13 protein-coding genes are annotated in these 13988 nt (G+C 53.1%); 3 read left to right on the forward strand and 10 right to left on the reverse strand.

The window, feature by feature from the left end:
- Positions 1 to 219: 219 nt before the first annotated feature.
- Positions 220 to 1506: a uracil permease gene (gene uraA, locus MKZ15_RS17515; protein WP_155608743.1), complete on the forward strand. Its 1287-nt coding sequence runs from the start codon at positions 220 to 222 to the stop codon at positions 1504 to 1506.
- A 70-nt stretch (positions 1507 to 1576) separates the two neighbouring features.
- On the opposite strand, the gene MKZ15_RS17520 is transcribed toward uraA, so the two are convergent.
- From MKZ15_RS17520 to MKZ15_RS17545, 6 genes are all read right to left on the reverse strand, one after another.
- Positions 1577 to 2092 (reverse strand): adenine phosphoribosyltransferase, encoded by a 516-nt coding sequence (locus MKZ15_RS17520; RefSeq protein WP_155608744.1) that lies wholly within the window; start codon positions 2090 to 2092, stop codon positions 1577 to 1579.
- A gap of 58 nt (positions 2093 to 2150) precedes the next feature.
- Positions 2151 to 4556: a single-stranded-DNA-specific exonuclease RecJ gene (gene recJ, locus MKZ15_RS17525; protein ID WP_339822479.1), complete on the reverse strand. Its 2406-nt coding sequence runs from the start codon at positions 4554 to 4556 to the stop codon at positions 2151 to 2153.
- Positions 4557 to 4601: 45 nt separating this feature from the next.
- Positions 4602 to 5558, reverse strand: a complete 957-nt coding sequence (locus MKZ15_RS17530) for a cation transporter (RefSeq protein WP_339817161.1) — start codon at positions 5556 to 5558, stop codon at positions 4602 to 4604.
- A 114-nt stretch (positions 5559 to 5672) separates the two neighbouring features.
- Positions 5673 to 6569, reverse strand: a complete 897-nt coding sequence (secF, locus tag MKZ15_RS17535; protein ID WP_213623961.1) for a protein translocase subunit SecF — start codon at positions 6567 to 6569, stop codon at positions 5673 to 5675.
- Entirely contained in the window at positions 6559 to 7812 is a 1254-nt protein-coding gene (gene secD / locus MKZ15_RS17540; RefSeq protein WP_155608746.1) for a protein translocase subunit SecD, read from the reverse strand. Before secD ends, secF begins: the two co-directional genes overlap by 11 nt.
- A 121-nt stretch (positions 7813 to 7933) precedes the next feature.
- Entirely contained in the window at positions 7934 to 8191 is a 258-nt protein-coding gene (locus tag MKZ15_RS17545; RefSeq protein WP_193418952.1) for a post-transcriptional regulator, read from the reverse strand.
- Positions 8192 to 8430: 239 nt separating this feature from the next.
- On the opposite strand from MKZ15_RS17545, the gene spoVB reads away from it, so the two are divergent.
- On the forward strand, positions 8431 to 10050 hold the full coding sequence (spoVB, locus tag MKZ15_RS17550; RefSeq protein ID WP_193418954.1) for a stage V sporulation protein B: 1620 nt from the start codon (positions 8431 to 8433) through the stop codon (positions 10048 to 10050).
- Between the two features lie 10 nt (positions 10051 to 10060).
- On the opposite strand, the gene MKZ15_RS17555 is transcribed toward spoVB, so the two are convergent.
- Complete coding sequence (locus MKZ15_RS17555; protein ID WP_339817165.1) at positions 10061 to 10774, reverse strand: DUF421 domain-containing protein; 714 nt, start codon at positions 10772 to 10774, stop codon at positions 10061 to 10063.
- A gap of 219 nt (positions 10775 to 10993) precedes the next feature.
- Between MKZ15_RS17555 and MKZ15_RS17560 the strand changes: the two genes are divergently transcribed.
- Positions 10994 to 11386, forward strand: a complete 393-nt coding sequence (locus MKZ15_RS17560) for a TIGR04086 family membrane protein (RefSeq protein ID WP_339817167.1) — start codon at positions 10994 to 10996, stop codon at positions 11384 to 11386.
- A 65-nt stretch (positions 11387 to 11451) separates the two neighbouring features.
- Here MKZ15_RS17560 and yajC read toward each other — a convergent pair whose 3' ends face one another.
- From yajC to queA, 3 genes are read right to left on the reverse strand one after another with little or no spacing between them, the layout of a single operon-like run.
- On the reverse strand, positions 11452 to 11757 hold the full coding sequence (yajC, locus tag MKZ15_RS17565) for a preprotein translocase subunit YajC (protein ID WP_155608750.1): 306 nt from the start codon (positions 11755 to 11757) through the stop codon (positions 11452 to 11454).
- A 37-nt stretch (positions 11758 to 11794) separates the two neighbouring features.
- Positions 11795 to 12934 carry a tRNA guanosine(34) transglycosylase Tgt gene (tgt, locus tag MKZ15_RS17570; protein ID WP_155608751.1) on the reverse strand — a complete coding sequence of 380 codons (1140 nt, stop codon included), beginning with the start codon at positions 12932 to 12934 and terminating at the stop codon, positions 11795 to 11797.
- A gap of 22 nt (positions 12935 to 12956) precedes the next feature.
- Positions 12957 to 13985 carry a tRNA preQ1(34) S-adenosylmethionine ribosyltransferase-isomerase QueA gene (queA, locus tag MKZ15_RS17575; protein WP_339817169.1) on the reverse strand — a complete coding sequence of 343 codons (1029 nt, stop codon included), beginning with the start codon at positions 13983 to 13985 and terminating at the stop codon, positions 12957 to 12959.
- Positions 13986 to 13988: the final 3 nt, after the last annotated feature.

A 13988-nucleotide genomic window follows, 5' to 3' on the forward strand; every position in this document is an offset into this window, starting at 1 on the left:
TCCCTTCCGTCAACTCCGGGTATTGTCCCTGCACCAAGGACATCGGCATGGCTGAGCCTTCATGCAACCCTGGCCGTATGCCTACAGGCAAACCTAGGGAATGATGATGGAAGGATCAAAGGCAAAAGTCAAGTAATTTTCTGTTGAAAATTGTCGGCATAGTCATTATCCTATTAAGGATAGTTATCTTATGAACGTACCTATAGAGGAGTGAACGCGTTGCAACGTGAAATTCAAGTTAACGAGAAAGTCCCGTTCGGACCTGGCGTGCTGTTAAGCCTGCAGCACTTGTTTGCCATGTTCGGAAGCACGGTGCTGGTGCCTAACCTGTTTGGCGTAGACCCCGGCATGATCCTGCTAATGAACGGCATCGGCACCCTGCTCTACATCCTCATCTGTAAAGGAAAAATCCCTGCCTATCTGGGCTCCAGCTTTGCTTTCATCGCACCGGTTCAGGCGGTTCTGCTGAGTCATCCGGGGAACGGCTACGCCCTAGCGCTCGGCGCGTTCATCGTCACCGGCGTCATCTTCCTCTTGGTCGCCCTGCTGATCAAGTATGCCGGTACCAAGTGGATCGATGTTGTGTTTCCGCCTGCAGCCATGGGTGCCATCGTAGCTCTGATCGGTCTGGAGTTGATTCCGGTCGCTGCCGGAATGGCCGGATGGATCAGTGATGGCTCGGAGGGCTGGACGCCCAACGGGACGTACATCACGCTGTCGCTCGTAACGTTAGGCGTTACGGTACTTGGCGCGGTCTTGTTCCGCGGTTTTCCAAAGATCATCCACATCCTGATCGGGATCGTTGCCGGTTATGTACTAGCCTACTTCATGGGCGAGGTGGACACCGCGGCTATTGCCAATGCGAAATGGTTTACCCTGCCGACGGTAACGACGCCGCAATGGGATACCTCCGCCATCATCTCGATCATACCGGTCGCGCTGGTCGTTATCGTGGAGCATATCGGCCATCTGCTGGTGACAAGCAACATCGTGGGCAAGGACTTGTCCAAGGATCCGGGCCTGCATCGATCGCTCATGGGGAACGGGATTTCTACGATCCTCTCCGGTTTTGTAGGATCGACGCCGAACACGACCTATGGGGAGAACATCGGCGTCATGGCGTTAACCCGCGTGTATTCCGTATTCGTAATTGGCGGCGCGGCCATCTTCGCGATTTTGCTTTCCTTCTCCGGGAAGTTCTCCACGTTGATCGCCGTGATCCCGCCTCCCGTTATGGGCGGTGTGTCCCTGCTCTTGTTCGGCGTGATCGCGGCCTCGGGCTTGCGTATCTTCGTTGAGCAGAAGGTCGACTTCTCCAAGCCGACCAACATGTTGTTGACGACGATCGTGCTCGTCATCGGTCTTAGCGGCACCACGCTGACCATGGGCAATGTCGCGCTGAAGGGCATGGCGCTGGCAACGATCGCGGGGATCCTGCTTAGCTTGTTCTTCAAGCTGATTCAGGTCCTGAAGCTAAGCAACGACAATGAGGACGCTGCGCATTAAGCTCACTCACTTAACAAACAAGGGGCTGTAGCCATGGATCACATGGCTACAGCCCCTTCTCTTCTTCGGCTTATTCGTACTTCACAAGCGAGAATACATCGATTTCCGGCAGCTTCTTGCGGCCGTTCAACTCGCTGAGCTCGATCAAGAACGCGGTGCCGACGACGTTGCCGCCCAACTGGCGAACCAGATTAACGGAGGTAGAAATCGTCCCCCCGGTTGCCAGCAAATCGTCAGCGATTAGGACGTTTTGCCCCGGTTTCACCGCATCGCTATGCATCGCCAAACGGTCCTTACCGTACTCCAGGTCGTATTCCACCTCAATCGTTTCATAGGGAAGCTTCCCGCTTTTGCGAATCGGCACAAACCCCACGCCCAGCGCGTAAGCCAGCGGCGCGCCAACCACGAAACCACGAGCCTCGGGACCGGCGATCAGATCGATCTTAAGATGGGACACCAACTGCTTCAGTTCATCGACCGCCTTGCGATACATGGCGCCGTCATTCAACAGCGTGGTAATGTCCTTGAAACTGATGCCAGGCTGAGGAAAATCAGGAATCACCCGAATGTACTCTTTAAAATCCAAACCAATCTCCTCCTAGTTCAAATGCGTGCGAAATCATTTCATTTTCTCGAAAAATCATTTATGAAGCTCCCTGAATATGGGTAAGCATCCATTCAGTAATTTCCGGCACCCGACCAAACTGCAGCATCTGCTCGATCTCAGCCAGCACTCCCAGCTCTCGATAACGGCTTGAGGTTTCCAAGGCCTGCTTGGAAGGTGACGGATGGAGCCGAATCATTCCAGATGCCCGGATAATAAATCCTAGTTCTTCAAACACACCGAGCGACATCTCCAGCATTCGCTGGGACCAGCCGGTACGTTTCGCAAGCGCAGCCAACAGATCTTCCTCGCGCAATCCCTGTTCCGCCCCACGATAGATCAAGCTGTACACCAGCTTGAACTGATCCCGAGAAGGCGGTTCGATTCGCTCCTGCGGCGCTCGCGGCGAATGTAACATATAGATGCGCTCCAATCCGGCAAAAGCGGACATCATCCCGGTCCATCCCTCCGGCGATTCCGGAAGTTCCATGACAAACAGCGTCGTCATCGCGTCTTTCCCCGCCGATTGTGCGAGGTCATTCCCAGGAAGCGCGCCAACGTTCTTATCATATACCCAAACCGGGGTATCCTTCAAATCACGGGACTGGTAAAAAGCGGAACCCGCGTTAAGCACAACGGCGGATGTTCCCGAACCGCAGGCGGGTAGCTTTGCCAGCTTGCCGCGTAGCTCCTCCAGCAGAAGCGCCGGATTCCGGGAGCCGCGGTAATCGAATACCTGCAGGTGCGAGACTGCCAGGTCCTGGATCATCAACTGCGGCTTGCGGGCCCCATTCCATTCGTTAATTCCGGCTTCGGCGACGATATCAACCCGTGCTTCCTCCGCCAGCAGTGAGGCCAAATCGCCCTTGCCGAACGCGACCGCTTCTACGGTCTTTCCGTTTTGGCCGAGAATCAGCTTCAAGTGCTTGCCGTCTTTGCCCATCTGTCGGCACTCCAGTAGTTTCAGATCCTTCAGAAGCAACCTTGGGCAAGCGTTAGCCATACCGAACGGCGCAAGATGCTGAAGCTGCTCGATGGCTTGGAGCGTGACGTCCTTCAAGGAGCAAGCCAAATCCGTTTGCAAGACCGGCACGAAATGCTCTGGACGAAGCCGGTCGGCAGCAAAGGCATTTAGTCGCCGGCCGAATTCCTCCAAATGCTCCCGGCCAAGGGACATGCCCGCCGCGGAAGGATGCCCGCCGTAATGATCCAATAGGTCGGCGCAATCCGTTAACGCTTCGTGAATGTCGAAGCCGGGGATGGAACGGGCCGAGCCTTTACACTCCCCGGTTTCCGGGTGGATGCCCAGCACAATAGTCGGGCGAAAATAACGTTCCAGCAATTTGGAGGCGACGATCCCGACGACGCCGGCGTTCCAGCCTTCGCCGGCTACGACGATCACGTCGGGTAATCCCTCCGCCTCCGCCTGGCCTTCCAATTGCTGAAGCGCCTCTTCAACCATGTCCTCAACGAGCATTTGACGCTCTTTATTAAGCACATCCAGCTCCTCGGCAATCGCTTCAGCCTCTTCCATGCTCTCTGCCGTCAGCAAGGAGACAGCTCGGTTAGCGTGGCTCATGCGGCCACTGGCGTTGATCCGCGGTGCCAATCCAAAGGCGACCGCTGTCGAAGTCACTTCTCCGCTGGACCAGCCGGAGGTCCCGAGCAGCGCCGTCATTCCCGGGAAGGCCGATCGCGCCATCGAGGCGAGACCTGCCTTGACGATGACGCGGTTTTCTCCGGTCAACGGCATGAGATCGGCGATCGTCCCCAAAGCGGCGAGCTCTGTCCATGCTTCAGGGGTTTCATCCCCGAGCAGCGCCTGAGCCAGCTTATAGGCTACTCCGACTCCAGCCAACCCCTTAAAGGGATATGTGCAGTAGGGAAGCTTGGGGTTAATCAAGGCATACGCTTCTGGCAGAACCGCCGGGGGTTCGTGGTGATCGGTGACGATCACATCCATCCCGGCCGCATTGGCGTATGCCACCTGATCAACCGCACTAATTCCCGTATCTACCGTCACGAGCAGCGTAAAGCCCTTCTTATGAAAATGCTCTAATACCGGAATATGCAGGCCGTAACCTTCTTTAGTTCGGTGCGGAATATAAAAGTCATATGTAGCGCCGAGGCGCCTCATCAGATAAATCATCAACGTCGTGGACGAAACGCCGTCGGCGTCGTAATCCCCATAGATCAAGATCCGTTCGCCTTCTTCCACCGCGCGGCGGATACGAGGAACGGCTTCCTTCATGCCGCTAAGCAGTAAGGGGTCATGTTGATCCACAAGGCTTCCTTTTAAGAAAAGCTCCGCCTCCGCTGAGTTCTCCATCCCCCGCGTAACCAACAAAGACGCGAGCAGCGGGGAAATGTTCAAATGACCGGCGAGCCGGCTGGCAGCCTCTTCGTCGCAGGGCAGCGGTGTCCAGCGGTATTTGGAATGAAGCAAAAGCGGCACCTTCTTTCTTCCTGTCAGTTCTTTCCCAGGGCCGGCTTACTGAAGCAAGTTCGGCAAATCGCTATCCGATTCCTCGGTATTGCTCTTGTACGGATACCCCGCCTCATAAGGCGCGACATGAATCCGAACATCAGTGATATGGGAAAATCGGTTTAGTAACAGCATTTTAGCTCGATTGGCGATGTCATTGGCTTCCATAACGGTGATCTTGGGGTTAACGCAAATTTTGGCCGTCACGGTCACATAATGGCCGTTCTCCTGTGCCTTTAAATCGTCTACGGTGATCACACCATGCACGCGCTGTACCGTTTCTACCAATGAAGCGGCATCTTCTTCGCGGAGCTGCGGCGCAGACGAACCGTAGATGGAGCGCTTCACCAGCCGATAGACTTGAAACAGCACATGCAAGGCTACGAGAATCGCTGCACTCGGTTCAAGATACACCATGGCCGGTAAATCCCAGGCTTGGCCTCCCATCGCTCCAAAGACCCCGGCCAGTACAATGACGGAGGAGAACAGGGAATGACGGTGTTTCTCGACGATCGGTTGCAAGTCAAAACCCGCCTTCCTGCGAGAAGACCGCATCTTGATCTGAAACAGGGCTTCCCGTAAAGCCATGGACAGGAGCACGGCCGCCAAGACGAAGGTTTCCGGCGGAGCCGTATCTGCCTCGGCGATGTCGGTGAAAGCCGCAATCCCTAGCTCCACCGCGCCCATGAGCAGAAAGACGGAGAAGAAAATGGTTGGCAGCGGCTCGGGCGCCTCTTTGCCCGTAGGCGTCAAACCGAACTGCCGTAAACGGAGAGTTCCCGGGCCGGGCAGCCTAGCAGCGACGCCAGCGGCGGCATCATACGCGGAATATAAAGCCCCGCCCAGTAAAGCCAAGCTTCCATACAGCAAACCCACCGTCCCCAAGAATACGGCTAGGACGATATCCCCCACGATGCCGGGCCAGGCTGTGGGTGCCGGAATTACGGCTTGTTCTCGTGTCATAATCACCCTCCTGATGCACGTAAAAACGGAAAAGTTGCGAAAGCCGCGTCATAAGACGCGGCTCTATCCATATCCAGCTCATGTATTGGTGGTTCAATCAGGCATAGCGGCCGCTTAGGATGCTTTGGCCGGTTTATGCTTTTGCTTGCTCTTCAGGACGAACCAGAGCGGGCTGGCGATAAAGATGGAAGAATACGCCCCGAACAACAGGCCGATTACCATCGCCAGCGAGAACATCCGGATCGACTCCCCGCCCAGCAGGAAGAGGAAGAACGCAGCTACGAACACCGTTAACGCGGTATACAAGGAACGCATGATCGTTTGCGCTACGCTTTGGTTTACCAGTTTGATCAGATCCTCGCGAGACTTCTGCTTGGAGAAACGCAGATTTTCCCGAATCCGGTCAAAGATAACGATCGTATCATTGATGGAGTAACCGATAATCGTCAATACCGCTACGATAAAGGTCAAATCAACTTCGAGCCGGAAAATGGAGAAGACGGCAATGACCATAAAGGCGTCATGGAGCAACGCTACGATCGCGGCCACAGCAAACCGCCACTCAAACCGGATGCTGACGTAAATGATAATCCCTAGGCAGGAGATCAAAACGGCATAAATTGCGTTGCGTGCCAGCTCCTTGGCCATTTCCGGGTCAACCGTATTCACCTCGAACGAAGCTTTATCGTCCAATTTCGTAATTTCCGCTTTCAGCTTCGCGTCATTATCTTCGCTAAGCACTTTCGTAAAACGGATGTTCATCCGGTCTTGTCCGGGACTGATGGTCGCCTCATTCTCATCGATGCCCAGATTCTTTAGAATCGGGCTGATTTGTTCAGCCGTCAACGGCTTGGACAGCGAGATATCTACATTAGATCCCGCTTTGAAGTCGACGCTATAGTTCAAGCCGAAAAACGACAAACAGATAAGGCCGGCAATCGTCAGAACGATTGACAGGGTGTAGAAGTATTTACTCAGATGGACGTAATCCAAATTCTTTTTAAAGCTCACGAATGTCACGCTCCTTCACACCGAAGTACTTCGGTTTCAACAGCTTGCCGGCTTTAAGCAGCAGGTTCAGCAGGAAACGGGAGAGATAGATATTCGTGGCGATACTAAGTACGATTTCCACGATGAGCACCAAGGCAAAGCCTTTGACGGCCCCCGTACCATACGCATACATAACGGCCGCAACGATGATCGTCGTAATCTGCGAATCCAGTACTGTACGCAGGGAATGCTTGTCCCCGGCTTTGACAGCAGACATAATGCTTTTGCCGGTCCGCATTTCCTCATGAATCCGTTCATTGGTTATGATGTTGGCGTCAACCGCCATCCCGATCCCGAGAATGAAAGCCGCAATCCCCGGAAGGGTTAATGTAAAGTCCGCCCAAACGAACACGAGAATGAGCAGCCAAGTATGCACGATCAGCGTAAACGCAGCAATCAAACCTGGAACCCGGTACATCCCAATCATGAATAACAGGATGAACAGCGAGCCGATCAGACCGGCTTCGATCGTTCTGTCCAGCGATTGTTTACCCAGGGTTGCTCCGACGCTTTGGGAATATTTCTCCGTCAGGTTCAATGGAAGCGCACCAAGGTTAATCTTATCGCGCAATTCCTTCGCTTTATCCAAATCACCGCCAACGCTGATTTGCGCAGACCCATCGGTCAAAACCGCTTGAACGACCGGATCGGAGACCAGTTCTTCGTTCATATAAATCGCCAAGGGTTGGCCCAGCAAGCGTTTGGTTACTTCGGCAAACTTCTCTTTGCTTTTCACTTTAATGCTGACAACCGGTTCATTCATTTGAGTGAATTCCAGTTTAGCCCCGTTGGCGGCAAAGTCCGTGCCGATCATTTCGATCTTGTTGTACTCGTCGGCATTTTTCTCTGTACCGTCCTTACTGCGGAACGTCAGCGAAGCAGGTTCTTTCATCGTCTTGCGTACCGTCTCTTCGTCGGTCACACCGGCCACTTTCAAACGGATCCGGTTTGTGCCTTCCGTCGTTACTTCCGGTTCGCTTGTCCCTAGCTTGTTGGCCCGGTCCTCCAGGCTCTTCGCCGTTTGGATCAAGGACTCCTTCGTGACCTGGCCTCCGCCTTCAAGCGGACTGGCTTCATATAGAATCTCAAAGCCGCCTTTCAGATCAAGGCCGAGACGTACGTTGTTTAACAGGTCGGGAGTTGTCCATGCCATGATGCCAAACGAGACAACCACGACGGTTATGAATGCGATAATTCTTTTCATCCCGTACTTCTTTCCCCTTTCAATTTCTCAATATTCCTATTATAGCGATGGCCGAAAAACCAGTCAATTTATCTAATATTGTCAATTTGATTAACGACCGGCACGAAAAAAAAGATCCCATTCAATCTAAACGGGATCCCCGATAAGCGGACATCGTCATATAGTTCATAAACTGGGTTACTTTCAGAGAAAGAATGTCATTGACCAGTTGATACAAGGGAGGGACTCCGCCCTTCTCGTATTTATGGCTGATACACTCCCAAATGTCAGGTCCAGTGATATGCTCGTACCCGATTAGCTGGAATTCTTCGGCTTTGCTACGGCACAAGCTTTCGACAGCCTCGTTCAATTGTTGGTCCGTCATTTGATCTTCAGCCACGCTTCAAGCCTCCTTCGAAAACCCGTCTTATTACATTCTACCCTAAATCTCCGAATCCTGCTTAGAAGAGTTCTTCCATTTTCAAAACTTGCAAAAAAGACAAGTCATGAACCGGGACAGGTTTGTCATATCCATGAAGAGAGAGGTTGTACAGCCTCGTTTACGAGTTTATTAGGCAGCTTATCGGCATCGAGTTTTTGCCAGATCCAACGAGCGCTGCAGGGGGAGTGGAGTTTCGATTGAATAAACAAACCTTTATCCAGGGTACGATGATCCTGTTGGTGGCAGGGATCGTGAACCGCCTCCTGGGCTTCATTCCACGCATCATGCTGCCCCGTGTGATCGGGGCCGAAGGCGTTGGGCTGTACCAGCTCGGATATCCGTTTTTTCTCGTGCTGGTTACGATTATTACCGGCGGTATTCCTCTCGCCGTGGCTAAGCTGGTGGCAGAAGCGGAATCCTCGGGCAAACCGGAGCGATCTGTGTCGATTTTGCGGACAAGCTTGGTGTTTACAACGGCAGCCGGCTTTCTTTTTACTTTTCTCTGTTTATTTGGCGCCCCCTGGGTCACCAAGTATGTTCTCACCGATCCACGTGTTTATCATACGTTTATCGCCATGAGTCCGATGATCATCATCGTTTCGGTATCATCGGTCTATCGCGGGTATTTCCAGGGGAAGCAGGATATGATCCCCTCGGCGGTTTCCTCGATCATGGAGACGGTCGCCCGAATCATCGGTGTCCTCTGGTTTTCTTACTTGCTCCTCCCAATGGGGATCGCCTACGCAGCCGCAGGGGCGATGCTTGGCGTCGTAGCCGGCGAAGTGGTCGGCATGGGCGTCTTGCTGTGGCAATACCGCCGACTGCAGCGGCGGGAGCGATTGGAGTCCTCCAAACCAAGCGCCATCGCGGATCTCCCCACGGACATCGCCAACTCGGACGAACCTTTAACCTCCACCGAATCTCCGTTTGGAGCCACACTGCGCCGGATTCTGCGCATCGCCATACCGGTGACAGGCAGCCGACTAGTCGGTTCGTTATCCTACCTGCTGGAGTCGATCACGACCGCGCGAAGTCTGGCAATCGCCGGTGTAGGGGTCGCCGTGGCCACCTCCCAGTACGGAGCGCTGCAGGGGATGATCATCCCACTGCTTCTGCTTCCCGGAGCGCTGACGTCTTCGCTTGCCGTATCGCTGGTTCCCTCCCTGGCCGAAGCCCAGGCACGCGGAGATGTCAAAACGATCCATTTACGACTGCATCAATCCATACGGCTTGCCCTCGTTACCGGTGCTCCGTTTGCCGCGATCATGTTCGTGCTGGCTGAACCGATTTGTCGGCTGGTTTATAACGATGACTCCATCGGAGGCATGCTTAAGATCATGGCGCCGTTTGCCCTCTTGCTGTATATCCAAACACCGCTCCAGGCCACGTTGCAGGCTCTGGACAAACCGGGGCGTGCGCTCATCAATACGCTGGTTGGGGCTATTATCAAAATTTCCCTGATCTTCTACCTTGCCTCCAATCCGGCGCTAGGTATCTACGGTGCGATTATCGCGATTATCGTCAACTTTATCATCGTTACAGTCATGCACGGGTACAGCGTGTCCAAGACCCTTCGCTACCGTTTGCCCTTCCTTGATATGCTCAAGGTTAGTGCTGCAATGGTCATTATGGCTGCCGCCGCTGACTATTTCTATAAGAACCTTGTCCTCAGCTCACAGATGGGATGGCAATTCTTAATAGCGGCGATGCTGTCCGGGTTGCTGTATCTAGCTCTTGCCGGAATCATGGGATTGTTTGACCTTCAGGACCTCAAGCGGCTTCCCATCTTTGGCAAATGGTTCCGAAACCGAATGTAATCCGCTGTGATTATTTCTCGTCCATTGCATTGATATAAAGCTTTCCTTTATGATCGATGCTGCAAAAGAACACCTGTTTAAAATCCGTCAATCCCTTCGACTGGATTTGATTTTTCAGCCAAAAGCGGGTTTTCCCGATTTGCTTCAGGTTCTCATCGTTCACCTTGCCATCCATAATGAGCGGCAACGGAAGCGCCTCGAATTTGATTTTCGCGGACAGACTGGCTTCCCGTTTTGGGGCTTGTTGCCCCCCCTTCCTTTGTTCGGACTTGTCCTTGGGAACCACGCTTAGTTGTCCGCTCGTTTCCAATACGGCAAATTCGACGTCGGCTACGCTATCGACCTTTTGCGAGCGCAACTGCATCAGCAAATCGTCCAAATTGTAGCGCTGACGCCTCATTTCTTTCCGGTTGATTTGCCCATTTCGAATGATGACGCTCGGTTTGCCGTCAAACCACAACCGCACCCTGCGAAACCGGAGCGACAGCATCGCGATCGCAATTTGGATCAGCAACAACGTCAGCATGGGGACAATTCCGTCATAGATCGGCCGATCGATATCTTCCAGGGCAAAAACGGCGATTTCCGCGATCATGACTGAGATCACCAGGTCGAAGATGGATAGCTCGCCGATTTCTCTTTTTCCCATAATACGCATGACTCCGAACACCATGAAATACATCAGGACGGTTCGGAAGATATGGTTTGCCATATGCTCAACCATGGGCAATCCCTCCTCGATCTAGAAGTTCGCACAAGACATGGTATAGCTATTCTGACCGCCCCTTCTCCTTTCCATGCGAAATATCACAGGTTAAAATGCGGGAAGCTTGCAATAATCTTCCTCGCTCAATTTGGCCAAGTCAGGTCTATCTGGGAAAGCTTGACCATAAGATGGGGTAAAACGTCTGTCGTAGACATTGAAGACAGGAGGCCGACCACAATGCATTTGTTCCGCCGATTTTTCGGGATTCGTTTGTCTCAACCCACCGTTGCCGGGTTATGGTATGGATTTTTGTGGATGATGATTGGCGCATTGATTTTATCCTTATTACTCCAAGGAGACATGCTGGAAGAGTTCGAAATGACGTTATATACCTATCTCGTGCATGTAGCTGCCGTCTTGTTCGGGGGGATCGTATCCGGCAAACGCGCGAAACAGAAAGGATGGTATCAAGGGGCTCTGACCGGAGCACTTTATGTGCTGCTTTTGCTGCTGATCAGCTTTCTAGCCATGGATACGTCCCTAGGCTTTCAGGAATGGGCTTTGATCCTGCCGGGGGTTGTCATTGGTGCCATTGGGGGAATGATCGGGGTAAATTTGGGACGGAAATAATCTGAGGTATATAAGAAAAAGAGCCTGTTCGCAACAGGCTCTTTCTTGGTTTGTCTTTATCGCGATTAACCTTCCGACTCTTTAATGGCGTGACTGATCGCGCTGCGGTCAAACGTCAGCTTGGTTACATCATTGACGCGAAGCACTACCGTGTCGTTAGTAAGCTCCATAATCGTCCCATGCAGACCACCGATCGTCACGATCTTGTCGCCTTTCTTAAGAGCGTTCAGCATCGTAGAGCGCTGCGATTGCTTTTTCTTCTGCGGGCGAATCAGTAGGAAGTAAAAAACGGCGATCATAATTACAAACGGAATGATCATGGTGACCAGCGAACCGCCGGCCGGCTGTTGTGCGGCATACTGAAAGAACATGTCTTATCCCCCTTTCTAAAATCGCTAACGGTATAGCTTAAAATCCTTTGTCATTGCCAAACAGACCGTACTGTTCAAAAAATTCATCCCGGAAACTCAACAACCGATCGTCCATAATCGCCTGACGGACTTTACCCATCAGATTGATCAGAAAATGCAGATTATGGTATGTAGTTAACCGCAGCCCAAACGTCTCGTCGGCTTTGATTAGGTGGCGAAGATACGCCCTGGAGTAATTCCGGCAGGTATAACAGTCGCATTCGGGATCCAGCGGTCCGAAATCGTTGGCATACTGAGCGTTGCGTACTACGAGCCGTCCTTGGCTGGTCATCGTCGTACCGTTACGCGCAATCCGAGTCGGCAAGACGCAGTCGAACATGTCGATACCGCGAATCGCTCCTTCGATCAACGCGTCCGGCGAACCGACCCCCATCAAATAACGCGGCTTGTTCGCCGGCAACAGGGGAACGGTATATTCCAGCACTTCATACATCAGCGGCTTAGGCTCGCCTACACTCAGTCCACCAATAGCATACCCCGGGAAATCTAGCGAAGTCAAATCGCGTGCGCTTTGCTTACGTAGGTCCTCATACATGCCGCCTTGAACAATGGCAAACAGCCCTTGATCCTGAGGACGGGCATGGCTTTGCAAGCAACGTTCCGCCCAACGGGTCGTGCGCTCCAGCGAGTTCTTGACGTAGTCGTATTCCGCCGGATACGGCGGGCATTCGTCAAACGCCATCATGATGTCCGAGCCTAACGCATTCTGGATTTCCATGGCCACTTCCGGAGAGAGGAACAGTTTGTCTCCGTTCAGATGAGAGCGGAAATGTACGCCTTCCTCCGTGATTTTGCGCATCTCGCTGAGAGAGAACACCTGGAACCCGCCGCTATCCGTCAAAATGGCCCGGTCCCAGTTCATGAATTTATGCAATCCGCCCGCTTGGCGAATGATCTCGTGTCCTGGCCGCAAAAAGAGATGGTACGTATTGCTCAAGATGATCCGAGCATCCATTTCCTTTAATTCTTCCGGACTCATTGTTTTCACGGTGGCTTGCGTTCCGACCGGCATGAACACCGGCGTGTCAAACGAACCGTGCGGGGTATGCACACGTCCAAGCCGGGCGCCGGATTGCTTGCAGGTCTTGATATGTTCATAGGTTATTGCTGCTGCCAATCTGATCAACCGTCCTCTTCTTTTAATAAATAAACATGGCGTCGCCGAAGCTGAAGAACCGATATCTTTGGTCAATCGCTTCCTGATAAGCGCTTATGATTCGCTCCCGCCCCGCCAGCGCACTGACCAGCATGACTAGCGTCGACTTCGGTAAATGGAAATTCGTGAGGAGCGCGTCCACCAAACCAAATCGATACCCGGGATAGATAAAAATCCCCGTCCAACCACTGCTTTTGACGATGGGGCCGTCTCCGCATTGCTGGGCCACCGTCTCCAGCGTTCGAGCCGAAGTGGTCCCGACGGCTATGACCCTTCCGCCTCTGGCTTTCGTCTCGTTTAGCACGTCGGCCGTTTCCTGGGGCAGGACAAAATATTCTTCATGCATGACGTGATCTTCAACCCGGTCCACCGACATCGGTCGAAACGTGCCAAGCCCAACGTGCAGCGTGACAAACGCGAGGGTCACCCCTTTAGCCCGCACCTGCTCCAGTAAATCTTCCGTGAAATGCAAGCCCGCGGTCGGCGCGGCAGCCGATCCTTCGTGTTTGGAATACACCGTCTGATAGCGTTCGCGATCATCCAGCTTTTCCTTGATGTACGGGGGCAGCGGCATTTGACCCAGCCGATCCAGGATCTCATTAAAAATCCCTTCATAGGTGAACCGAAGTATGCGTCCGCCCATCTCGCCTTCCGACTCGACCGTGGCCCGCAATTCCTCACTGAAGGCGATGACCGCGCCAGACTTCAACTTCTTGCCGGGTTTGACCAAGGCTTCCCAACGGTCATCGCCCAGATTTTTGAGAAGCAGCACTTCGGCTTTGGCCCCGGTATCCTCTTTTATTCCGAACAAACGGGCCGGAATGACTCGTGTATCGTTCAGTACCAACGTATCGCCGGGCTGTAAATAATTCAGAATATCAGAAAACGTATGATGCCGGATTTCCCCGGTTTGTTTATTCAACGTCAGCAGGCGCGAAGCACTTCGTTCGGCCAGCGGCGTTTGAGCGATCAGCTCTTCTGGGAGCTCGAAATCATAAAGATCCACATTCATCGG

It is taken from the genome of Paenibacillus sp. FSL R7-0216 (assembly GCF_037969915.1).
GTDB classification, from domain to species: Bacteria; Bacillota; Bacilli; order Paenibacillales; family Paenibacillaceae; genus Fontibacillus; species Fontibacillus rhizolycopersici.

What these genes read in the sequence shown, in the direction of transcription:
- MKZ15_RS17530 (WP_339817161.1), bottom strand. Translation starts at nt 5,558, where the DNA reads ATGACACGAGAACAAGCCGTAATTCCGGCACCCACAGCCTGGCCCGGC.
- secD (WP_155608746.1), bottom strand. Translation starts at nt 7,812, where the DNA reads ATGAAAAGAATTATCGCATTCATAACCGTCGTGGTTGTCTCGTTTGGC.
- MKZ15_RS17555 (WP_339817165.1), bottom strand. Translation starts at nt 10,774, where the DNA reads ATGGTTGAGCATATGGCAAACCATATCTTCCGAACCGTCCTGATGTAT.
- MKZ15_RS17560 (WP_339817167.1), top strand. Translation starts at nt 10,994, where the DNA reads ATGCATTTGTTCCGCCGATTTTTCGGGATTCGTTTGTCTCAACCCACC.
- yajC (WP_155608750.1), bottom strand. Translation starts at nt 11,757, where the DNA reads ATGTTCTTTCAGTATGCCGCACAACAGCCGGCCGGCGGTTCGCTGGTC.
- queA (WP_339817169.1), bottom strand. Translation starts at nt 13,985, where the DNA reads ATGAATGTGGATCTTTATGATTTCGAGCTCCCAGAAGAGCTGATCGCT.